Annotated in this window: 19 protein-coding genes; 3 read left to right on the top strand and 16 right to left on the bottom strand. The window is 37.2% G+C overall.

Features of this window, described 5'->3' with window-relative positions; genetic code table 11:
* Positions 1–148: 148 nt before the first annotated feature.
* From rlmN to ilvA, 3 genes are all read right to left on the bottom strand, one after another.
* Positions 149–1225 (bottom strand): dual-specificity RNA methyltransferase RlmN, encoded by a 1077-nt coding sequence (rlmN, locus tag CEF18_RS04215; protein WP_110935348.1) that lies wholly within the window; start codon positions 1223–1225, stop codon positions 149–151.
* Positions 1226–1360: 135 nt separating this feature from the next.
* Positions 1361–2206 (bottom strand): S1C family serine protease, encoded by an 846-nt coding sequence (locus CEF18_RS04210; RefSeq protein ID WP_183041027.1) that lies wholly within the window; start codon positions 2204–2206, stop codon positions 1361–1363.
* Positions 2207–2424: 218 nt separating this feature from the next.
* Complete coding sequence (ilvA, locus tag CEF18_RS04205; protein WP_110935346.1) at positions 2425–3633, bottom strand: threonine ammonia-lyase; 1209 nt, start codon at positions 3631–3633, stop codon at positions 2425–2427.
* A 185-nt stretch (positions 3634–3818) separates the two neighbouring features.
* Between ilvA and CEF18_RS04200 the strand changes: the two genes are divergently transcribed.
* The gene (locus CEF18_RS04200) at positions 3819–4001 is read left to right on the top strand and encodes an H-type small acid-soluble spore protein (RefSeq protein ID WP_110935345.1); all 183 of its coding nucleotides are present in this window, start codon (positions 3819–3821) and stop codon (positions 3999–4001) included.
* A 178-nt stretch (positions 4002–4179) separates the two neighbouring features.
* Here the strand turns inward: CEF18_RS04200 and tenA are convergent, their stop codons facing one another.
* From tenA to CEF18_RS04185, 3 genes are read right to left on the bottom strand one after another with little or no spacing between them, the layout of a single operon-like run.
* Positions 4180–4845: a thiaminase II gene (tenA, locus tag CEF18_RS04195; RefSeq protein ID WP_110935344.1), complete on the bottom strand. Its 666-nt coding sequence runs from the start codon at positions 4843–4845 to the stop codon at positions 4180–4182.
* A 41-nt stretch (positions 4846–4886) separates the two neighbouring features.
* Positions 4887–5561, bottom strand: coding sequence for an AIM24 family protein (locus CEF18_RS04190; RefSeq protein WP_110935343.1), 675 nt, complete (start codon positions 5559–5561; stop codon positions 4887–4889).
* A 23-nt stretch (positions 5562–5584) separates the two neighbouring features.
* Positions 5585–6388: an ABC transporter ATP-binding protein gene (locus CEF18_RS04185; RefSeq protein ID WP_110935342.1), complete on the bottom strand. Its 804-nt coding sequence runs from the start codon at positions 6386–6388 to the stop codon at positions 5585–5587.
* Between the two features lie 168 nt (positions 6389–6556).
* Between CEF18_RS04185 and CEF18_RS04180 the strand changes: the two genes are divergently transcribed.
* Positions 6557–7363 (top strand): LysM peptidoglycan-binding domain-containing protein, encoded by an 807-nt coding sequence (locus tag CEF18_RS04180; protein WP_183041028.1) that lies wholly within the window; start codon positions 6557–6559, stop codon positions 7361–7363.
* 174 nt (positions 7364–7537) lie between these two features.
* On the opposite strand, the gene CEF18_RS04175 is transcribed toward CEF18_RS04180, so the two are convergent.
* Entirely contained in the window at positions 7538–8671 is a 1134-nt protein-coding gene (locus CEF18_RS04175) for a zinc-dependent alcohol dehydrogenase (RefSeq protein ID WP_110935340.1), read from the bottom strand.
* A 381-nt stretch (positions 8672–9052) separates the two neighbouring features.
* Positions 9053–9472, bottom strand: a complete 420-nt coding sequence (locus CEF18_RS04170; protein ID WP_110935339.1) for a pyridoxamine 5'-phosphate oxidase family protein — start codon at positions 9470–9472, stop codon at positions 9053–9055.
* Between the two features lie 301 nt (positions 9473–9773).
* Here CEF18_RS04170 and CEF18_RS04165 point away from each other — a divergent pair, with 301 nt between their 5' ends.
* Complete coding sequence (locus tag CEF18_RS04165; RefSeq protein ID WP_110935338.1) at positions 9774–10757, top strand: DMT family transporter; 984 nt, start codon at positions 9774–9776, stop codon at positions 10755–10757.
* Positions 10758–10873: 116 nt separating this feature from the next.
* Here the strand turns inward: CEF18_RS04165 and CEF18_RS04160 are convergent, their stop codons facing one another.
* From CEF18_RS04160 to CEF18_RS04125, 8 genes are all read right to left on the bottom strand, one after another.
* Positions 10874–11596: an HAD family hydrolase gene (locus CEF18_RS04160; RefSeq protein WP_110935337.1), complete on the bottom strand. Its 723-nt coding sequence runs from the start codon at positions 11594–11596 to the stop codon at positions 10874–10876.
* Positions 11597–12254: 658 nt separating this feature from the next.
* A complete protein-coding gene (locus CEF18_RS04155; protein WP_110935336.1) occupies positions 12255–13742 on the bottom strand; it encodes a phytoene desaturase family protein in 1488 nt (495 codons plus the stop codon).
* 130 nt (positions 13743–13872) lie between these two features.
* On the bottom strand, positions 13873–15144 hold the full coding sequence (gene odhB / locus CEF18_RS04150; RefSeq protein ID WP_110935335.1) for a 2-oxoglutarate dehydrogenase complex dihydrolipoyllysine-residue succinyltransferase: 1272 nt from the start codon (positions 15142–15144) through the stop codon (positions 13873–13875).
* Position 15145: 1 nt separating this feature from the next.
* On the bottom strand, positions 15146–17998 hold the full coding sequence (locus tag CEF18_RS04145; RefSeq protein ID WP_110935334.1) for a 2-oxoglutarate dehydrogenase E1 component: 2853 nt from the start codon (positions 17996–17998) through the stop codon (positions 15146–15148).
* 296 nt (positions 17999–18294) lie between these two features.
* Entirely contained in the window at positions 18295–19452 is a 1158-nt protein-coding gene (locus CEF18_RS04140; RefSeq protein WP_110935333.1) for an aminotransferase A, read from the bottom strand.
* A 22-nt stretch (positions 19453–19474) separates the two neighbouring features.
* Positions 19475–19996, bottom strand: a complete 522-nt coding sequence (locus CEF18_RS04135) for a hypothetical protein (RefSeq protein WP_110935332.1) — start codon at positions 19994–19996, stop codon at positions 19475–19477.
* A 31-nt stretch (positions 19997–20027) separates the two neighbouring features.
* A complete protein-coding gene (locus tag CEF18_RS04130; protein WP_310793572.1) occupies positions 20028–21209 on the bottom strand; it encodes an alpha/beta hydrolase in 1182 nt (393 codons plus the stop codon).
* Positions 21210–21813: 604 nt separating this feature from the next.
* Positions 21814–22968, bottom strand: coding sequence for a D-alanyl-D-alanine carboxypeptidase family protein (locus tag CEF18_RS04125; protein WP_110935331.1), 1155 nt, complete (start codon positions 22966–22968; stop codon positions 21814–21816).
* Between the last annotated feature and the right edge of the window lie 106 nt (positions 22969–23074).

Raw genomic sequence — 23074 nt, 5'->3', positions numbered from 1 at the left:
TTATAGTTGACAGCTATCTTTACGCAACGCGTGTCAAGGGAAAAACACCCTCCTTTCGAGTAGCACCTACACGCACTTCGTAGGTGCTACTCGGGGTGGCGAAAGATAACGATGTAATAAACAAAAGACGCTACGCGTTTTTCTTAATTTATACTTTTGCTTTTTCTCTGTCTTTTTTCATCTGCTTACTTCTTAACTGGCCACAGGCCGCATCAATATCAGAGCCTTGTTCATGGCGAACCCCACATTGAATACCATTCTTCATAAGAATGTCATAAAACGTTAAAATAGAACCTTTTTTACTTTGTTTATATTGAATATACTCGTCAACAGGATTGTAAGGTATCAAATTCACATAACTAAGTCGCTTCTTGTCCTTGATTAATTCAACTAGTTCATGCGCTGTTTCTGCACTGTCATTAACTCCATCTAACAAAATATATTCAAATGTAATTCTTCTGTTTGTTTTTTCCAAGTAGTAATCCACGGCTTCCATTACTTTCTCAATTGGTTGTCCGCGGTTCACTTTCATAATTTTCGTACGGAGTTCATTGTTAGGAGCATGTAATGAGACAGCAAGATTAACCTGGATGCCTGCATCTGCAAATTCATAAATTTTCTTGACTATACCACTTGTAGACACCGTGATATGTCTAGCACCAATTCCAAGTCCGCGATCACTGTTTACAACACTAATAAAGTCCATTAAGTTCACAAAGTTATCAAATGGTTCACCAATACCCATGACAACAATATGACTGACTCTTTCTTCTTTACCGACACTATCCATATTGTGCTGGACATTCATCACTTGCTCTACAATCTCACCACTTGTCAAGTCTCTGCTTTTTGATAAAAGACCGCTGGCACAAAAACTACAGCCAATATTACAACCAACTTGTGTAGTAACACAAACAGAAGAACCATAATCAAATCTCATTAATACTGTTTCGATTAGATTTCCGTCATCTAGTTTGAATAGGAATTTCATCGTACCATCCTTGGATTCCTGCTTGGAGTGCAACTCCAATGTTTGGATTACAAAATTCTCTTCCAATAATAATACACAATCTTTTTTTATATTTACCATGTCAGAAAAAGCTTTCACTCGTTTTCTATATAACCAGTCCCACACTTGTTGCGCACGGAATTTTTTCTGACCACGTTCTGTCAGCCAATCCGTAAGCTGTTCAAATGTTAAGCCATAAATGGATGCTTTCTTCATAATTAACCCTACTTTCAAAACTTTATATTAATGTTCGTTATCTTTTCATCATTATATTATTATCTATATCAAGCCATCAGCCATTATCTCAAGATTCAACGATTTATTCAAGTCTTAAACGTTAATCCATAAAATTTAATTTTCTCCGACTGACAAATCTTCGATAAAATCCTCAACTGGGACTGCAAGACCCACCTTCTGTTCGTTACCCTCATGATCAACTTGAGTCGTTGCAAAAATAACACCAACGACATTTCCTTGTTCATTTATGACAGGACTACCGCTACTACCTCTATATACCGGTGCATCTAGCATCAGCACGGGATCTTCTCTATTTTGTGTGGTTGTCTCGCCAAGCAATTGACCTTCATTTGCAATATAATTAAAAAATAATGGATTACCGATTACGTAAACAGGTTCGTCTATATCCCACGCATCTTCGAATTCTAATACATGCCGATCTAGTTCCACTTCTTCGACTTTCAAAATGGCAATATCGAGTTCTTCATCACTTTCTATAACCTCGGCATGATATCCGTCTCCATTCTGAAACGAGACTGTTACAAAAGGTTCATCTTCAATGACATGTTGATTAGTCATAATATGCCCTTCATCCGTGAATAAAAACCCAGTTCCTTTGCTATTTCCACCTCTTACTACTACTACCGAATCCGTATATGTTTGTACGTCTTCATTTTGAGATAATTCCTGAGAAGTTGCTAAAAATTCAAGTGCTGGAAGATTTATCAGCTTTGGCCATATTGCAAACACATTACTAAATAAAGCAAGTGTCAGTACTGAAGCAATTACTATTTTAAAACCTTTTTTGTTTTTCTTAGGCTTAGGATCTTCCTCTTCATCATCTGGATTAAAAAATTCTTCTTTTGTATAATAATGTTCTCCATCAAAGAAAACTCTTTCGTCTTCTTTTTTTCGTTCTTCCTCTGGAGTACTCTGATCGTTTTGGTTTTTTGAATCCATACTCTTGTACCTCCCGGCCATCTCGCCTTTAACAATAGTTCACTCTTTCCTATTATAAATCTTGATGCCCATCATTTAAACCGATAACTCTCCACCAGATAAAATTACGTGTCCATTCAAACCTTTTATATGTAATTCCACTTCGGTATTTAGCGAATAAACCAAGTTTAAAGACCAAGTAATTTAATCACTTGGCCTTTAGAAGTAACCATTTATACTTAGCCTACCACAGTTATTTTGTAACCATGTTCCTCTAGTGTTGCGATCACCGTCTCGATATGAGTATGGTCTTTTGTCTCAAGCGAAAGTTGCAGAAGAGTTTGACCAGGAAAAACTTTCACACCTACTCGTTGTTGATTAATGTTCAAAACATTCGCCTCCAAATCAGCTAGGAGTTTTAATACTCTTTGAAGGTTTCCAGGCTGATCCTTAATTAGAGTATGGAAAGAAAAATATCGACCGCCTTCTAATAATCCGTACTCGATGATTTTAGACATAAATGATATATCAACATTTCCACCACTAACCAATACAACGACCTTTTTTTCCTTGATAGGAATCTTATGATAACTTAAAGCAGCTAGTGCACACGCACCAGAGCCCTCTACGAGAAGCTTACTTCTTTCTAATAATGTAAGCATTGTTCTTGCAATCTCCGTTTCTTCAACACAATATATGTCGTCCACATATTTTTGGATTGTTGCAAAATTTCTTTCGCCAGGTTTCTTTACAGCGATACCATCAGCCATTGTTGGCGATGCCTCGATCATGGTTGGTTTTTGCTCATCTACAGACTTTTGCGCACTCGGACAGGCACATGCTTGAATACCATATATCTTAACTTCGGGTTTCTTTTCTTTTATGGCAGTTGCTATTCCTGCAATTAATCCTCCTCCGCCAATCGGACAAATGACGGCTTCTACATCCGGCAATTGCTCCAATATTTCTAATCCTACCGTTCCTTGCCCGGCAATAATGGCATCGTCGTCAAAAGCATGTATAAAAGAGACACCTGTTTTTTGTTGAAGTACTTGTGCATAATCAAGAGCATCATTGAAACTCTCGCCAATTAATTCAACCTTCGCGCCATAACCTCTTGTTGCTTGAACTTTACTTAAAGGTGCCCCTTCAGGCATGACTATTGTGCAAGGAATTTTCATTAATCGACTAGCATAAGCAACGCCCTGAGCATGATTTCCTGCGGAAGCAGCAATGACCCCTTTTTCACGCTCATTCTCGGTCATAGACAGCAACTTATTATAGGCACCTCTTACCTTAAAGGAACCTGTTTTTTGTAAATTTTCTAGCTTTAAGTAAACGGAATTGTTGGCCATTTCACTAAAAGTATAAGAAAAATCCAGCGGGGTTTCATGTATCATATCTTTTATTTTTTCACGTGCTTTTTGTACATCTGCCTTTGAAATCATCTACATACCTCCTTAAAGATCAGTTAAACTTTATTTTTTCCTAAAAAAACTTTTTAAATCAAAGTTAGTAATGGGATCGAGGAGAACCTTCACCTGTTCGGAATAATTCCCCCTAATTAAGCAAAAAATAAATAGAAATCCTGTTTTAACAGACTGCATCAACTATGCTAAGGAGGAGTGCATGAATGAATACGCAACGAGCAATAGAGATTTCTGAATCATCTATTATGGCAAATGTTACATTCAACGGGTCACGAGTATATATCCAACATGTCAATGATTCACAGGAAACAGCAAGAGTGTATCATCTTGATGACCCCGAAAATGAACAAGATATTGACCTGAACAACTTAATAGAGAACTCATAAGCTAAGAAAAACCCTTAGCGCCTTTTGTTAAATACAGTGTGAGCTTTCGTCACCATCATTTTAAAAAACAGGGCCCTGAAAAAAGTAATCTTTACTTTTTCAGGGCCCTATTTAGAGAATGAGTCGATCCTCCATCTCTTTACTAAATTGCTCTATCATTTTTTATATCCTAAATTAATCATCTGGTCCAATCTTCTCGATTATATGCCATATCCCAAAAAGCATACTCATAATGACTGCTAATAAGAAAATGCTCTTCCATTTTTTTGCGGTCTTTTTCCGTAACTGTTTCGGCAATTTCATCCAACCGGTCGATTTGTTCATTTACCAAGTCCCTGAACCAGTCTCCTCCATAAGCAGCGATCCATTCTTGATACACTTCCTCTTCTGGAGTAGCACCTTGTAATAAATCTCCTATCTCCAAATACACCCAATAACATGGAAGCAGTGCAGAAATAATCTCACCAAGATTCCCATTGTACGCCACACGATAGAGATGTGAAGTATAGGCATACGCTGAAGGGGCAGGAATAAAGTTTTCAAACTCTTCAGTAGTTATATTCAACATCTTAGAAAACTTTTCGTGCAGGGCCATTTCTGCTTCATACGAGCCTTGCGCATGAATAGCCATTCGGCTGGTCGTATAGAAATCTTCTGCTTTAGCTCCTCCTGCGCATTGAATCCTTGCAAAATGAGATAAATAATAAGAATCTTGAAGAACATAATATTTAAAAGATTCAATTGGAAGCGTACCATCAGCAAGTCCCTTGATGAATGGATGATTAAAGTTATCCTGCCAAATTGGATCTGCTTTCTTTCTAATTCTCTCTGAAAACTTTTTCATATTGCACTATCTCCTTTATCATTTAATTTTAATAAAGTGTATTAAGAGTCTTGTGCAGATTGAACGATGACAAATCCTTCACCAGAGAACTCCATTTGGAAAGACTCTCCGCTTCCTCTTCCTAATAACGTTCTGTAATTCATATCGGTTCGTATCTCAGGTTGTAAGTGCCCGGACCAAGCCACTGTCATACTAGGATCAGTCATCACAGGAAGACCAGGACGAACCGGCAATGTCAACGGTTCAAAATGTGACGTAATTGCCACAAGCCCCTTGCCCTGAAGAGTCGCGTAAAATAAACCTCCCGACATCATGCCTGCTATTTTTCTCATCAATTTAATATCCCACTCAATACTAGGTTCGAATGCAAGAAGATCATTCCCATTAACCGCGATGACATCATTGTCCAGTTCAAGAATAGTGATTCTTTTTCCTGCATCTGCTAAATACAATTGACCTCGACCTTGTGCTTTCATTAAGGAACTTGCTTCCCCGGTAAATGCTTTTTTAACCATACGCCCAGCCCCGTGTTCCAATAATTTTTCGCGTTCAAATTTTATATCTCCACTATAGGAAACCATTGACCCTAATTTCGCCCATACTAAATCTGTTAAATTCACTTCTAAAATACGTGGTGTTTCTAATTCAAAAAAGTTATTTTCCCCTGCATCTTGTTTTGTTTGATTAATAAACTCGTCAATAGAATATTTACCCAATTCATCTCAACTCCTTGAAATTTTTATAAAAGTTTTGCTTTCACACTAATCCAAGGTCGTTCATTATGCCAATGAAGATTCAAAGGAACCCGGAATGTCTGCTCTAAGTTCTCTTCCGTTAAAACTTGTTCTTTCGTTCCTGAATCTACCACTTCCCCTGAATGGATAAACAGTAAATCAGTTATCGAAGGGATTATTTCTTCGATATGATGAGTTACGAAAACAATAGTTGGTGCATTTTCTTCTTTTGTCATCTTTTCCAATGTGTTCAGGAACTCTTCCCTTGAGTAAATATCCAATCCCGCGCAAGGTTCATCTAAAATTAACAATTTTAATTCTGACATCCAAGCTCTCGCAAGCAATACTTTTTTCCGTTCTCCCTGGGAAAAAACACGGAGAGGTTCATTTGTTATATGTTGAATGTCAAATTTCTTTAAAAGTTCCATTGCTTGATGGTTATCATCCTCAGTAATAGAATCATACAAACCTACAGAAGCATATTTCCCACTAAGTACGATTTCAAGCGCTGTATCATTTTGATGGGACTGCAGTTGCTGATCCAAAGAATTACTAACCCACCCAATTGACTTTCTTAGTTCATGAACATTTACTTTTCCATAACGATACCCTAACACATCAACGGAACCTAGAGTTGGCCACATATAGCAAGTAATGATTTTTAAAAGGGTTGTTTTTCCAGCGCCATTTAATCCTAAGATCGCCCAATTTTGTCCTTTATGTACATTCCATGAAATATTTTTTAAAAGAAGTTTTTCGCCTCTTCTAACGCTAACATCATTCAAAGTAATCACTGTTTCCTTTGACATTCACTATCCTCCTGAGTTAACCATCTTTAAATTAATTGAATAATTAATAATAATATCATTTTAACATAAATAGGAAATTCTTTTGATAAATTAAGCTGAATTTTAACTAGCATATGGACAAAAAGTTACATCATAGTTATTAATAATGAAGTAAAGGGAGTGATGAACATGGCGATTCAATATGGTACACATATCATTCATACTGTTCAGCCAGGAGATACTGTTTACAGTCTTGCCGTGAGATATGAAAGTGATGTCGATGCTATCAGTCAAGCGAACGGTCTTTATCCACCTTTTACAGATCCTTTTGTTATTTATACAGGGCAAGTGTTAGTCATCCCTAGACAATTAGTTGATCCAACTGAAACCTTTTACGTGGCACAGCCAGGTGATAACTTAATATTACTTGCACAACGATTCTCCACTCATTGGGAGCTTCTAGCTGGAATAAACCCAACCGTACAAAATCCTAATATCATTTTTCCGAATCAACAATTAAGGGTGCCTGTATTCGCATACGATGTCGAGTTAAATGATACGTTGAATTCTATTTCACAAGTTACTGGTGTACCGATCGAAGAAATTTTGTTAGCAAACAGTTCTCGGCCTGCCATTTCCCAAGACCTTATTTATGAGGGGATTAAAGTACTTATTCCAATACCGTCTTCACAAAACATCGTAGTTGTTCAACCTTTTCCAGGAAGTATCGTTCGTGACAATTCTATAATTGAAGGATTTGCAAGAGCCTTTGAAGCGAATGTACTATACCGTCTAGTCGATGCTAACAATACGGAAGTTATCGAAGAAACCTTTACAACTGCCGAATATGCAGGACCAAACTATGGGCGATTCAGAGAAAGTGTAACATTTGACACTGAACCAACCTCTGAAGAAGGTACACTGCAAGTATTTACAAGAAGTGCAAGAGATGGTTCGATACAAGATTTAGTGGAAATAAAAGTTCGATTTGAATAGCCAAGGTCCCGCTTAAAGCAGCAACTTAGAGCGGATTCGAGTCTCTCTGGTCGATAGAAAATAACAATCTCAAAAAATTCAATAATTTTATGAATTCTGGTCTTGCAAAAAAGACACCTTTTTAATTAAAGGTGTCTACTACTATTTTCATATCAAGAAGCCAGAATTGTTAAACTACGGTTTAATAATCACTTTGATGCAATTGTCTTCATGCTCATTAAATATTTTATAAGCATTGCCAGCTTGATCTAACGGAACTTTATGTGTAATAATTTCTTTCGGATCAAATTCTTCGTTTGTTATTTTATCGTACAGCATGGGAATATAAGGTATTATTGGTGCCTGACCCATTTTTAGAGTTATATTTCTTGCAAAAAATGGCCCCAAAGGAAAATTATTATAGTTACTGCCATATACACCAGATATTTGGACGGTTCCGGCTTTTCTCACTGCCTTCGTAGCAATTTGGATCGGTCCGAGCGTTCCTCCTTGCAGCTTTAATTTCTGCTCCACTAACTCCAATGGGGACTTTTTGCCATCCATTCCAACACAATCAATCACCACGTCAGCCCCACCGTTTGTGATTTCTTTTAGCGTCTCACCCATATCTGGATCTTTCGTAAAATCGTAAACCTCCACTTTATTCATTTTCTTTGCATGACTCAATCGATAATCAATATAATCGACTCCGATAACTCGTTTCGCTCCTTTCATCCACGCAAATTTTTGTGTCATTAATCCTATTGGTCCACAACCAAGAACAATAACCGTGTCTCCTTTTTTAACACCAGCATGTTCCACACTCCAGTAAGCAGTGGGTATGACATCTGATAAAAACAAGAGTGATTCATCTTCTAGTTCACATGACTCAGGAACCAAAAACGGAATAAAATTGCCAAAAGGCACCTTTAAATATTCTGCCTGACCACCCGGATGATCGCCAAACTTTTCTGTATATCCAAAATACCCTCCTGAATCATAGTGAGGGTTTGAGTTGTCACATTGACTTGTTAAGTCCTTCTCACAATACACACAATGACCACACGCAACATTAAAAGGAACAATCACTCTGTCGCCTTTTTTCAGCTTTGTTACGCCAGGTCCCACCTCTTCAACAATCCCCATCGGCTCATGTCCAATGATATATCCTTTCGGTAACGGCATATTTCCTTGATATAGATGAAGATCAGATCCACAAATAGCTGTTGATGTAATTTTAACAATAATATCCTCTCTATCTTCTATTACTGCATCAGGGACATTTTTTACTTCCACATGATTTGGTCCTTGATAAGTTACAGCTTTCATTCGTTCACGCTCCTATTTCAATTTTCATGCACCGTCAAATCAGTCACTGTTAGTGTGTCTAGTTTTCTATCTGTTCATTCTGTAAAGTTCTATTTCATCACTAAAAAACTCAGTACACTAAATGAATTAGTAATACTGAGTTTTTCATTTCTTGCTTATTACTAGATTATAAGAAAAATGCAAAGCATCTTTTATTAAATGCAGCGTGATCTTTAGCCACCCCCGAGTAGCACCTACTAAGTGTGTGTAGGTGCTACTCGAAAGGACGTGGGTTTCCCTTGATACTTGTGGCGTAAAGATAGCTGCCAATTTTATAAATTCTCTTTAAAAAAGTATGCCATAAGGAATATCAATCTCCTCATGACATACTTTTTGATATTTTTAAAATGTAATCGTTTGTGGTTCCTTGCCATCATTCATTAATCTAATCATCGAAGGTTCGATTTCTAAAACAATATAATTTGGGTCATCTTTTCCATCAAACCAATTTTCAAAGTCTTCTTTCCATAGTTCTTCTTTTAGTTTATTCGAATTAGAGATTGTTGCTTTCCCTTCAACTTCAATAAACTTATCCCCTAATCCCTCACCTTCATAACCTAGTAGAATATGCACATAAGGATTCTCTTTTATTTCCTCAGCCTTATGAGTATTTTTGTGTGTAGGTGTATAAAGCGTAAATTCTTCATTGTAAAACGTCATGTACCTTGAATGAGGACGATTATTTTTAACTGATGCAAGCGTTCCAATTTTGTTCTCTTTAAATATATCTAAAACTTTATTTTTTAATTCCTGTTGCGTCATTTCCAAAACAACTCCTTCTTCAATAAATATATAGTAAGTATTCCTTATAATATCTATCCTTAAACACGATATGCAGATAAAAGTAGTTCGCGTTATTGAGAGCACCGGTAAAAAAATTAGTATTTTCAGTTCTTCTTCGAATCAAGCCCTTTATAACACATGCAACTGACAAGACATTAATACGTGAAAAATTTCTTCTATAACCGTAGAGTAATTCACCATTAGTGACTGTAAAGTAGTATACTGTTTACTGTGTTAATAAATCAGACTTTTTTTACTATGGTTGTGGAGTGTGAGTATTATGAAGCAAATCCTTCTCGGAGTTTTAGCATCAATGTTTTTTGCAGTAACGTTTATCTTGAATCGATCGATGGAACTTACAGGCGGCAGTTGGATATGGAGTTCGTCACTTCGTTTTTTCTTCATGGTTCCATTTTTACTCATTATTGTACTCTTTCGAAAAAACTTGAAACAATTAATTACTGAAATGAGACAAAATATCTTCAAATGGATTTTCTGGAGTTTTTTTGCATTTGTACTGTTCTACGCGCCAATCACTTATGCAGCTGCTTTTGGACCTGGGTGGCTTGTGTCTGGAACATGGCAACTAACGATTGTTACTGGAACTTTGCTCGTTCCTTTATTTTATGAACAAATAAAGACTGCAGATGGCTACATAAAAGTAAGGTATAAGATCCCATTCAAGGCTATGTCTATTTCTTCGATCATTTTAGTTGGCGTTGTTTTAATACAATGGCAACATGCAACCTCTATTACCACGACCATGCTTTTAGCAGGGGTGGCACCCGTAGTATTAGCAGCTTTTGCCTATCCTTTAGGCAATCGTAAAATGATGGAACTTTGTGGTGGTAGACTTGATACTTTTCAACGAGTACTGGGGATGACAATCGCATCACTGCCTTTTTGGATACTTTTAAGTGTATATGGAATGATTAATGTGGGGCCTCCATCCACTTCACAAGTTTCTCAAACATTTATCGTAGCAATTAGCTCTGGTGTTATTGCTACAACGTTATTTTTTATGGCAACCGATGGAGTCCGAAAAGATCAAGGGAAATTAGCAGCAGTAGAAGCAACTCAGTCTGCGCAAATATTTTTTGTAGTTTTCGGGGAAGTACTTCTTCTTTCAACACCATTACCAAGTGGTCTTGCTATTATCGGCTTATTTATTATCATATTAGGCATGTTAGCGCATAGTTTACTAGCTAAGAAAATGAGTAACAAAGCAGCGTTAATTAAAGAAAAGGTTTCCAGGAAAGCTTAAGTAAAGGTAGTTTCAAAGCAAAAAAAGCATTGAAGCTAAATCACTTCAATGCCTTTTTTGAATAATTATTTTTGAAATTCAAACTCCTTCTAGTTGCACTTTTGGATATAATGAAATTACTTTTGGAACATACCTTCATTATTCTTTATGCTTTCATACAAATCTTCTAGCGATCCCGAATCATCTATAGGAAAAACAGGTTCTCCCCGATCAATCACACAGCCTTCTACCAAATAAGTCTTCATACCAGTTTGTGAGGCCGCCATATCTTCTTGCTTGTCATTGCCAATCATAATACATTCTTTTGGATCAAAACCAATTTGATCACATATCGCTTGGTAATACTGAGGATGTGGCTTTGTAAAAGAACTTTGTTCATATACAGTCACTAGATCAAATGGAAGGTCATCTATGTTAGCCCATTTGAGCCGGTGGTAAATTGCCGCTTTAGGGAATACTGGATTTGTAGCAACTGCTACCCGATAACCTTGATTAATCGCTTCTTCCACAACAATCCTGGCAAGCGGTGTCGGCGCACACATATGAGAAAAGCTAGGAAATGTATTCTCGTAAAAATCATTTAAAGTTGGCCAAATTTCCTCTCGGGTTAATGTTGTTAATTCTAAAAAAGTTTCTTCAAACACTTTTTCATTTGTTTTTTCAGGGTCTAAATTTCTCATCATCGCTTCTGTACCTGCGAATAAAGCCTTTACGAATTCATCAGGACTGATAATATGTGCTACTTTTGGTGCTAATTCTTTTACATAATTTTCTACGAACATATTTGTATCCATTGGTAATAATGTTCCATCCAAATCAAATAATATAGCCTTTGTCATTTTAAAATGCCTCTCAAATTCTTTATATTTTCTATCAGTCTAACACAGAAATTAACTTAATATAAAAATCTAGAACTTAGTTTGATAAAAATCTTATTCAAAAGATAACTCAGTGGCTCAAGTAAAAACCTTCCTGGCCTGGATTGTAACTATTTTCTCCACAATTGAATACGTTCTTCTTTGAAGTGAACACGTTCATCTCTCATTTGAATGCGCCTTTCTGAATTGATCACGTCTTCTCCTCAATTGATTGCGTCAGCCTTTGAATTGAATGCGTTCTTCTCTCATTTGATTGCGTCTTCCTGAATTGATCGGATGCCCCCCTTAATTGATTGTGTCAGCCTTCGAATTGAATGCGTTCTTCTCTCATTTGAATGAGTCTTTTTGAATTGATCACGTCTTCCCCTCAATTGATTGCGTCCACCTTTGAATTGAATGCGTTCTTCCCTCAATTGATTACGTCTCTCTGAATTGATCACGTTCACCTCTCATTTGAATGCGTCTTTCTGAATTGATCACGTCTTCTCCTCAATTGATGGCGTCAGCCTTTGAATTGAATGCGTTCTTCTCTCATTTGATTGCGCCTTTCTGAATTGATCGGATGCCTCCCTTAATTGATTGTGTCTACCTTAAATTGAACACGTCTATCCTTAATTGATTACAATATCCGTTTACCTGATATAGATCTTGCTACATGGACACCTGAACTAGAAGCTCCGATACTGCCGGCTCCCGGGAAAATATTATCTCCGCACAGCCACAAACCTTTTTCATTTGTTCGATGATGAACAGCGTTCCATATGGCATGTTGTCTCGTCTGTGGGAAACCTCCAACCCCTCCCTCTTTTCTGAGGACGAATCGTTCCCAAGCAACCGGACCGCCCGTTATTGTATATATCTTCTCCTCATTAATACCCGGTATCATGCTTTCAAGCTTAGTCAGTACCTTTTTCTTTATAAGTTCGGACATCTTTTCATAGTTTTCTATTGATTGCCATTCTTCGATGTTAATATGTGTAGAAATAGTAATCGTTCGATAGCCTTTTGGGGCTCTAAACTCATCATCTTTTTTTGACATAGACATAAAAAAATGATTATCACTGGACGGTAATTTATTTGGGGCGATCATTACTTGATGAAACAAATTGAAATTATTTGGAACGATATCCTCGTCAATAGCTAAGTACATTGTGAACGCTCCCCATTGCTTCAGGGAAGTTTCTTTCGTTTTCAAACCAGGCTTAATTTTTTCGTAAGTTTCTTTAGTCAATAACTCGTTTAGATTTGCTAAAGGAACATTCATAATGACGTGTTCACTCTCAAAGATATTACCTCGATGATCTGTGACGACCCAAATAGAATCTCTTTTGTTCACATTAGTTACCCGCCGTGGTTTCAGCGTCTTCCCACCATTACTTTTTATCGAGTTAACTAACTCCTCAGCAACTTTAAATAGCCCCCCATCAACATAAAATGCTCCATGGTGATAAATATCCAATGCGGTTGCTCCCATTAGAATTTCGCAATCTTCATACGTTGTTTGCATACTATCCATAAGGACCCCGTTATTGAAGTGAATAAAAGTTTTACAATTTTCCAGATTATATTTTTTTACTAAGAATGAAAGGGATCTCCCTATGTATGGAAGAAGACGAATATAATTTGGCTTAACGCCCCTGAGTATGGAGAAAGTTTCTTGCCGTGATTTAGGTGGAAAAACAGGATACTGTAACATATGTCTTCGCAATATTTGACCGATACTCCATACTTCTTGAAAAAATTTCCGGATCGATTGTATTTGTTTTTGTTCCTCTTTCTCCCACACTTTTAAAAATAAATCACGATCAGTATGATACGGTATAATTCTTTCGCCAATTCGGACATCCATCACCTTCTCAAGAGGATAGGACTCTGTTTTAAATCCAAGGTAATCATTAATCTGTTTATGTAAGCCATTCTTCTCAAATCCCATTGCTAATGTAGCGCCTACTGGAAAAGTAAAATCCTTTCGCTGAAATTTACCAGAACAGCCACCCCACTCCACTGCAGCTTCCAAGACAGTTACGTTATAGCCTTGTTTCTGTAGAAGGGCTCCCGCAGTTAAACCTCCAAAACCAGATCCCACGATTGTTACTCTTTTATTCAACCTTCTTCACCTCAAATTCCTACTGCTATATTTTTTTCGGAATAGACACATTAAAAACTACTAGTCGTAAATTATATACCCAAAAAAGGTGCCCCTGAATATCTCAGGGGCACCTTCTCTTCAATCTTAATTAACCTTCTAATAATAAAGTTTCTGGATCTTCAATCAATTCTTTTACTTTAACTAGGAAGCCAACTGCATCTTTACCATCAATGACACGATGATCATAAGACAATGCAAGATACATCATTGGACGGTTTTCAATTTTATTGTCTTCAACGGCAACTGGACGCATTTTTATCGTGTGCATTCCTAAAATACCTGCTTGAGGTGCATTTAAAATTGGAGTAGACCATAGGGAACCAAAGACACCACCATTAGTGATTGTAAAAGAACCACCTGTAAGATCAGCAATTGCTAATTTCTTTGCATTCGCCTTTTCAGCCAATCGACCGACTTCCTTTTCAATACCTGCGAAATCCAAGCGATCTGCATCTCTTACAACTGGAACAACTAAACCTTCTTCAGTAGAGACTGCCATACCAATGTCATAGTATTTTTTCAATAGAAGGTCGTCACCATCGATTTCAGCATTTACGTAAGGGTATTTCTTCAAAGCACCAATAACAGCTTTTGTGAAAAAAGACATAAATCCTAATTTTACACCGTTAGATTCTAAGAATTTGTCTTTACGTCTTTTACGAAGTTCCATCAGGTTTGTCATATCAACTTCGTTAAATGTTGTAAGCATAGCAGCAGTTTGTTGTGCCTCCACTAAACGCTTAGCAATTGTTTTGCGACGACGTGACATTTTCAAACGTTCCACTGGCTTAGCTGGGTCATCTTTCTTTTCAGCCGAAGGAGCACTTGGTGCCGGAGCACTAGTTTTTGCACTTTGCTGCTTTTGTTGGTGCTCATCAACGTCATCCTTACGAATTCTGCCTAAGGGATCGCGAGGACTAATTTCACTCAAGCTGATTCCTTTTTCTCTTGCGTACTTTCTAGCTGAAGGAGAAGCAAGTGGACGATCTCCATTCGTTGACTCTTCAGAATTAGAAGCAGGAGTTGATGGTTCTGGTTTACTTTCCAATTTCTCCTCTGCTTTCTTCTCTTCTTTAGAAGCTTCGGTCTTAGCTTCAGACTCTTGTTGAGAACCACTAGATTTACCGGATTCGTCTACTCTTGCGATGACATCTCCGACCTTGACAGTATCACCAGGTTCAAAAAGTGTTTCTTTTAAAACGCCAGCCTCTTCCGCTGCAATTTCAACATTCACTTTGTCTGTTTCTAGTTCAACGATATCCTCGCCTTTTTCAACGTAGTCTCCTGGACTTTTTAACCACTCGGCTACGGTTCCTTCTGTGACAGATTCCGCTAATTCTGGAACTTTGATTTCTAGCATTTTATTTATATCCCCCTTCTAGATTCTTCGTTGTCGCTTCTCTTAAGATTCGAGCTTGATCTTTTTTATGAACTTTCGGATCTCCCTCTGCAGTACTTGATCTGCGTTTACGACCGATAAAGTGCACAGGAGTATTTGTCGTTGGTGTAAGCTTCTTTAAATAAGGGAAAACATAATGCCAAGATCCCATGTTTTGTGGTTCTTCCTGCAACCATACGAATTGAACAAGATTCGGATATTCTTTTAACAATTCTTCAATTTTCTTTATAGGGAACGGATACAGTTCTTCTACTCTAACCACATGAAGCCAATCAAGTTCTTTTTCTTTTTCATCGATGACTTCTTCAAGATCCACTGCTACTTTTCCAGAACAGAACAGAATTCGTTCGACTTTATCTTTATTCTTTCCTAATCTTTCATTTGGCAAAATAGGCTCAAATTTCCCTTCACTTAGTTCGAGAGGATTCGAAGCTACTCTTTCATTTCGTAATAAACTTTTTGGTGCCATTAATACTAATGGTCTGATTTCATTTTCCTTAAGTAAACTTGCTTGGCGACGAAGTAAATGAAAATACTGACTTGCTTTCGTTAAATTAACTACATGCCAATTGTTTTCGGCTGCCAAGGTAAGGAATCTTTCCATACGTCCACTGGAGTGTTCCGGTCCTTGTCCTTCATACCCGTGTGGTAAAAGTAACACTAGTCCCGACTTTTGCCCCCACTTTGCTCGTCCACTTGAGATAAATTGGTCAAAAAGAACTTGGGCTCCATTTGAGAAGTCACCATATTGTGCCTCCCAGATCGTTAGTGTTTCTGGGGCTTGGACATTATAACCGTATTCAAATCCTACACAGGCTCCTTCAGACAAAGGGCTGTTATGGATAGCAAAAGATGCCTTAGCGGAAGGAATAATATGAAGTGGTGAATAAATATTTTCAGAATCATAATCGTGTAATACCAAATGTCGGTGAGAGAATGTACCTCTCTCCGTGTCTTGACCAGTCATTCTTATCGGAATACCATCAGACAGGATTGTACCTAAGGCTAGCGTTTCCGCAAGTGCCCAGTCTACTTTTCCTTCATCCTCAAGTGCTTCTAATCTCCGCTCCAGAATTTTTCTTAACTTTGGAAAGACATTGAATTCTTTAGGGAATTCTAATAATTCTTGATTTAATAGTCGTAAAGAAGTCAACGGTACTTTCGTTATAATTCCTTCAAGCGTATCACTGACATAGGAAGGAGGAATCATCGTCTCGTCGATAGTTTCACGTTTGTTGTTTTTAATTTTTTCATATAGATCATCCATCTTAGCGTTAAATTCATCGCGCATGGAGTTATATTTTTCTTCTTCAATGATTTTATCAGCTACTAATTTTTTACCGTATATTTCAAAAGCAGTATCATGCTCTTTGATTAATTTATAAAGTTTTGGTTGAGTAGCTAACGGCTCATCCATTTCGTTGTGACCGTATCTGCGATAACCAATTAAATCGATCACTATATCTTTATGGAACGTTTTTCGGTATAAGTAAGATAAATGCATCGCAGCAATACAGGCTTCAGGATCATCAGCATTCACGTGAATAACAGGAATTTCATAGCCTTTAGCCAGATCACTGGCGTATTTTGTTGACCTTGAATCTCCACTTACTGTTGTGAAACCAATCATATTATTGGCGATAACATGGATCGTTCCGCCTGTAGAATAGCCATTTAATTGACTTATGTTTAAAGTTTCTGCGACAATACCCTGACCAGGAAATGCAGCATCTCCGTGAATTAAAATTGGTAATGCCTTCTTCTTATTATGTTTTGGAACTCCCGGTTCTGATCGATCATCTTGAGCAGCTCTCGTTAATCCTTCTACAACGGGGTCAACAAACTCCAAGTGACTTGGGTTATTTGCTAATGTTATCGTTGCGTTTGATTGGCTTTTTGGAATTCTGAAATTGGCTCCTAGGTGATATTTAACGTCACCTGTCCAACCATAGTTAATCCCTAAAGATCCTTCTGAAGGTACTAACTCCTTGTTCGGGGCATCAACGAACTCAGAAAAAATTAGTTCATAAGGTTTCCCTAAGACGTGGGCAAGCACATTTAGACGTCCGCGGTGAGCCATTCCTACTAATATTTTTTCTGTGCCGTCTTCTACAGATTCTCTGACAGCTTCATCGAGCATTGGAACCATATTGTCCAAGCCTTCAATAGAAAATCTTTTTTGGCCTTTAAACGTTTTGTGAAGGTAGTGTTCAAAGCCTTCTACTTGATTTAAACGATTAAGTAATTGTTTTCTTTTTTCATCGGTCACCTCTGGCAGGTAATCTCCAGACTCAACCATTTGAAACAGCCATCTTCTTTCTTCTAAATCATGTACTTGAGTAAATTCAAAAGCTAGTTTCTTTGTATATACACTCTTTAAATACTTAATTGCTTCTAAACCATCCTTAAATGAAATGGAATTAAACGGTGATAATAAATCGGGAGGAATTTGCTTTAGTTGTTCTTCGGAAATACCATAGTCTTCAAAATTGAATATCTCAGGTTTTTCTTCTAAGTTAATTGGAGAAATGTCCGACATAAGATGTCCATTTCTGCGAATGGATTCTACCAACGTCATTGCTTTCATAGCAGCAGATACATTTCCATTATAGTCACTTTTTGCTTCAGTCTGCTCTGCTTTTGTAGATGCGTCCTCTTCTTTATAAGGCCCCCATTTATCAAAAAACTGCTTTAATTCTTCTTCGACTAACTCAGCGTCCTCATGATAATCATCATATTGTTCGAGCATGTATCCCAAGTTAGGACCAAAAAACTGGGACCAGCCTTCATTCAATCGAATCGATTGATTTGCCATTTTCCGCTACCTCCATTGCTGAATAAATACATACATACTACTAATTAACTTTACACTATTTTAACATCGTAAAGCGTTTCCACAATTATTTTATCACTATACTGTACATTCCTCAAAGATTTTCTTTGAAAATCAGCTAAAAAATCGTTTTTTTCTGTCTTTTATCTTTTCCCTCCTAATTAAAATCTAAATCACCTTTTTATAGTTAAAATTATTTAACAGAGTTTAGCCCTCTTAAATACTTTAAAGCATCGCTAAAGACTACTCATAATTTAATTAGAGTAGTCTTGATAACTTCATACAATTCCTTTCCAAAAACGTTCTAATCTTTGGAGTGCTTCTTTTAATTCATCCATATGATATGCGTAGGATAGCCGAATATACCCTTCACCTATAGGAGAAAAGGCATCACCCGGTACAACCGCTAACTCCTGCTCTTCTAACAGTTTTACTGAAAAATCGAAAGAAGAAAGTCCAGATTCCCTAATCGATGGGAGTACGTAAAAAGCGCCATTTGGAATAACCGTTGGAATCCCAATTTCTTTTAATCTTGCTAAAACAAAATCTCTTCTCTTTTTGTACACTTCTTTCATCGATATAGCATCATCTTTACCGTTCTTAAGTGCTTCTAGCGCTGCATATTGTGAAATCGAACTCGCACAACTGACATTATATTGGTGAACTTTAAGTAAATGCTGGGTAATTTCTTTTGGAGCAAACACAAATCCAATTCGCCACCCGGTCATCGAGTGTGATTTACTTAAACCATTGATCACAATTGTCTTCGCTCTCATACCAGGATATGTAGCAATAGACTGGTGCCTTGTTGTATAATTCAATTCTGAATAAATTTCATCAGTAATTGTAAAGATTTCTTGCGTAGATAGAAACTTTGCTAGAGATGTAAGATCTTCCTCTGTTAACACTGCTCCAGTTGGATTTGAAGGATAAGGTAACATAACAGCTTTTGTTTTTTCTGTTAGCTGAGCCTTTAACTGGGAGACAGTAACAATAAAGTCGGATTCCGTTGTATCAATAAATACAGGTATTGCCCCACAGAGGCGAATGATATTTTCATAGGCCGGATAAACAGGGGCAGGAATCAAAACTTCGTCTCCAGGCTCTAAGATCGTTCTCATTGTAATATCAATACCTTGTGAAGCTCCCACAGTTACGATTACTTCGTTCTCAGGATTATAGTCCAATTCATATTTATTTTTAACAAAATCAACCGCGCAACTTCTAAGTTCTAATAAGCCCGCATTCGGAGTATAGGTTGTCATATTGTTATCCACCGCGAGCTTAGCAGCCTCTTTAATATGAGTTGGCGTAGGAAAATCCGGCTGACCTAATGTTAACTGAACAGCGTCAGGATATGCTTGGACACGATTAAAAAACTGTCTAATCCCTGATAATTCTATGTTTTTAGTGTATGAATTTATAAGTGACTCCATCGTTCTGTTCCCCCATTAATAATTAAGGCGCTTGTGGATTTACGAAATATACTGTACCCATTGTAATCAAAAAATGTAAAATGTACAACAGCATAGCTCCGGCAAAAACTCTCCAGACCCATTGTTTAGGTGTTAACGTTATGGTAAAAAAATCTCTAATGGATGGCATTGCAAAGACAATGATGATAAGCAAGTATACAAATATAAAAATAAGCTCAAGGACATATCCTGACCATTGTAACGGTTCGGCAATAGTTCCCGAAAAAACAAGAAATAGATTTGCAAAGATGGCTATAATCTTCGCAACAAACAGCTGTGTAAAAAGAATCATTGTCAACCACCAAGCACTTCTTAACCGAAGGAGTAACACTATAGCTAATGGTAGAAAAAGAATAAATAGACCATCGGATACGAGTAACATTAACATTCTGTCGTTTAAAACCCACATAAAACCAATATACATATAGTAGCCGTAATATGAAATGACAAATACTAATAAACTAACAGCAAAAATAATCATGAAAATTCGCAGCCTTTTTTCCATGTTTCCTCCTTCTATTCAAAACTAGTCTCCACTATTGATCGTTAAATAGGTCTACACCTGTTCTCCCTATTAAATAGGCAGCAATAGCAAATGCTTCTGTTTGTTCTCTTACACGATCAAGTCCTTGAGGTGCTTGACGTACTTGTAATTGGTAATTATCATTCACAAGAAGCGTTCCTTGATTTGACTGTCTGAGAAAGCTGGAAACCTCTTGAAGACCATATCGACCGCTCTGCATCACTTCATAAAAAGAGACAAACCCGTGCATAACACCTCGGTATCTAGTCGCTTTTACAGGAATCCCCTGTTCTGCAAGTCTTTCTGCATACGCTTCACCTTCATCCCTTAAAGGATCAAATTCTGCAGTTAAAATAAGTGTTGGTGGCAAATCCGTTAAGTCCTCTGCATGTAAGGGTGATGAATATGGATTCGACCACATCAATTCCTCTGGAGTATATAAATCTCTTGCCCGATACATGACTTGCCTAGATAATAAATAATATCCGCTATCATAGACATCCCTGGATTCTAATTGAACATCCTGGAATGTTGTAAGAGGATACATTAATACTTGAGAAATAATGTCTGGACCATTACGGTCTCTAGCCATCATTGACACAACTGTTGCAATATTCCCCCCTGCGCTGTCTCCTACAACACTCACTCGTTCAGGATCACCGTGAAAAGTCTCCGCTTGCTCGACACCCCAGATGAGAGCCGAATAACTATCTTCTATTGCTGTAGGAAAAACATACTCTGGTGCAACTCGGTAACTAGGTGCTATTACAACACTCTTTGTTCTTGAAGCTAAAGAGCGAATAATATTATCATGCGTTTCAATATTACCATATCCCTTTAAAAAGGCACCGCCATGGTAATAAATAATAATTGGAAATGGCCCCTCTCCTTGAGGTCGATACATCCTCATAGGAATTTGGACATCTCCTTGAACAGGAATGTAAAGGTCTTCTTTTAAAAGAGGAGAACCTCCGCCGCTACCGCCAGAAACAATTTGTGGTACTTGAATATTTATGTCTAAGGAAACAAGGTTATTATTAATTGCGTGAAGCACTACTGCAGTTTTTGCGGGCAATCTTCCCTCGTCTGTAGACTGCCAAAGATAAACTGCAACTGACGTTAAAATCAACACGGTAGCAACGAGAAGAGAAGAAAATATAATGAAGTGTTTTGCAATATTTTTCGCCATCTCCATGCTGATCAATCCTCCTGATAGACTTCATTTATGTATTTCTTCTAAACACAGAAAAATTTGTGCATCTATTCCTATAAATAGATATTTACAGGTAGCTATTTAGCTGAATCAAAACTTAATTTAGCTAAGTAAAATTCGTAGTCTTTAAATAGTTGCTTTCTTAACTCTGTTTTTTTTGAAAGTTCTAAGTAGCTAAGGTGGATTCAAGTCTCTCTTGTCGAAGGAGAAACTATATCTAAAAACTTAAAACCTTATAAATTGTTACAAAAAAAGACTTATTGCCAGACTCCGTCATCGAGTTCTTATGCAAAAAGTCTTTCATCAACGTTTTATCAATATACCACTTTTTTTAAAGAATTTATAAAACTAGCAGCTATATTTACGCTACAAGTATCAAGGGAAAGATCACGCTGTATTTAATAAAAGACGGCTATGCCGTTTTTCTTATATAGTTAAATTTTACACCAGTCATGGTCCGCAAACAATAAGGAATTTAAGGAATTGTTTGAAATTTACGGAATAAAGACAAGCGCTTTCACTCCATGATGATTATATATACATCTATTATAATCTTATAATAATACACCTGAAAAGGTGCCTGTCTTTATTTATCCAGGGGGAAGTAAAGAAACCCGGTTACTACTAACCATGACATAAATGAACTCTCACTTCTTTCAGGTTTAGGGCTAATCGCTACATCTTTATCTATATTTAAATAATCAATTGGTAATCTAACCTCTTGCCTTTGATTTAACTGTATTTTATCTATTAAACGTTTCCCTGCACCGTAGACACTAACAACTCCAGTCTCCGATATTCCCGTTAGAATTTTCTCCCCTTTAACGACCGTAACCGGCAGTGAATCAGGGTAAATATAGCCTGGTAGCGTTTCTTTATCGGCAAAAGAAAGCCATTTCGTCTCATATTTGCTAAAAGCTTCATTAAGAAGTGTTAACGTATCATCAACTAGGATATCTTTAGTAGGACTATTAAGTGTGACAACAATTACCTCTGTATCCTCTTGGATTGCTGCAGTAGCTAATGTATAACCAGATTCCGTTACGAAACCGTTTTTTATACCAATCACTTCTTCATTACCTCTTAGAAGTGGATGGTGATTATACAATGTTGTCTCCCACCCCTCACCTACCCAATTATAAGATTCTGTATTTACCAGCTCTCTAAATTTTGCATTTTTCATGGCGTAGGCACTTATTCTGGCCATGTCTAGAGCAGTCGTTACGTGCCTTTCGTCAAAAAGTCCATGCGGATTTGAGAGCGAGGTATTTTCCACACCAACTTCCTCCCGAAGAAATTGATTCATATCTAGGGCAAAATTCTCTACAGAACCCGAAACATGTTCTGCTATAGCGATTCCTGCATCATTTCCTGAACTGACCATCAATCCGTGTAAAAGTTGATCAATTGTTATTTCTTCGTCTTCTAAAAGATATACCCTGGTTCCATCTGCGTGAACAGCATGGTTACTTACAGTAGTCTTCTCGTTGATATCTATAGATTCTATTGTCATAATTGCCGTAACAATTTTTGTAATACTTGCAGGATACATTTCTTTCAGCTTATTTTTACTACTAAGGACTTTCCCGCTGTTGGAATCGATCACTACATATGCTTCGCTTTGCACTAAAGATTCAGATGCTAGCGCTTTACTGACAGACGGATTAATGGGTAACAGTAGGATGCACCAACACAATACACTGGCTATTACTATGTAAATAGTTCGATCCATTAATTTCATTTAATCACCTATGTGTAAATAAGATACTATTATTTTATACAGTATCTCCCGGAAAGAACAAGCTTTTTTTCTAACTATTTGTCACAAATTGATGTTAACTGTTGTA

The sequence above is a fragment of the Salipaludibacillus neizhouensis genome (assembly GCF_002886185.1).
GTDB classification, from domain to species: domain Bacteria; phylum Bacillota; class Bacilli; order Bacillales; family Salisediminibacteriaceae; genus Salipaludibacillus; species Salipaludibacillus neizhouensis.
Note: the sequence above shows the minus strand (reverse complement) of the source record. Positions and strands in the feature narration are given on the sequence as shown.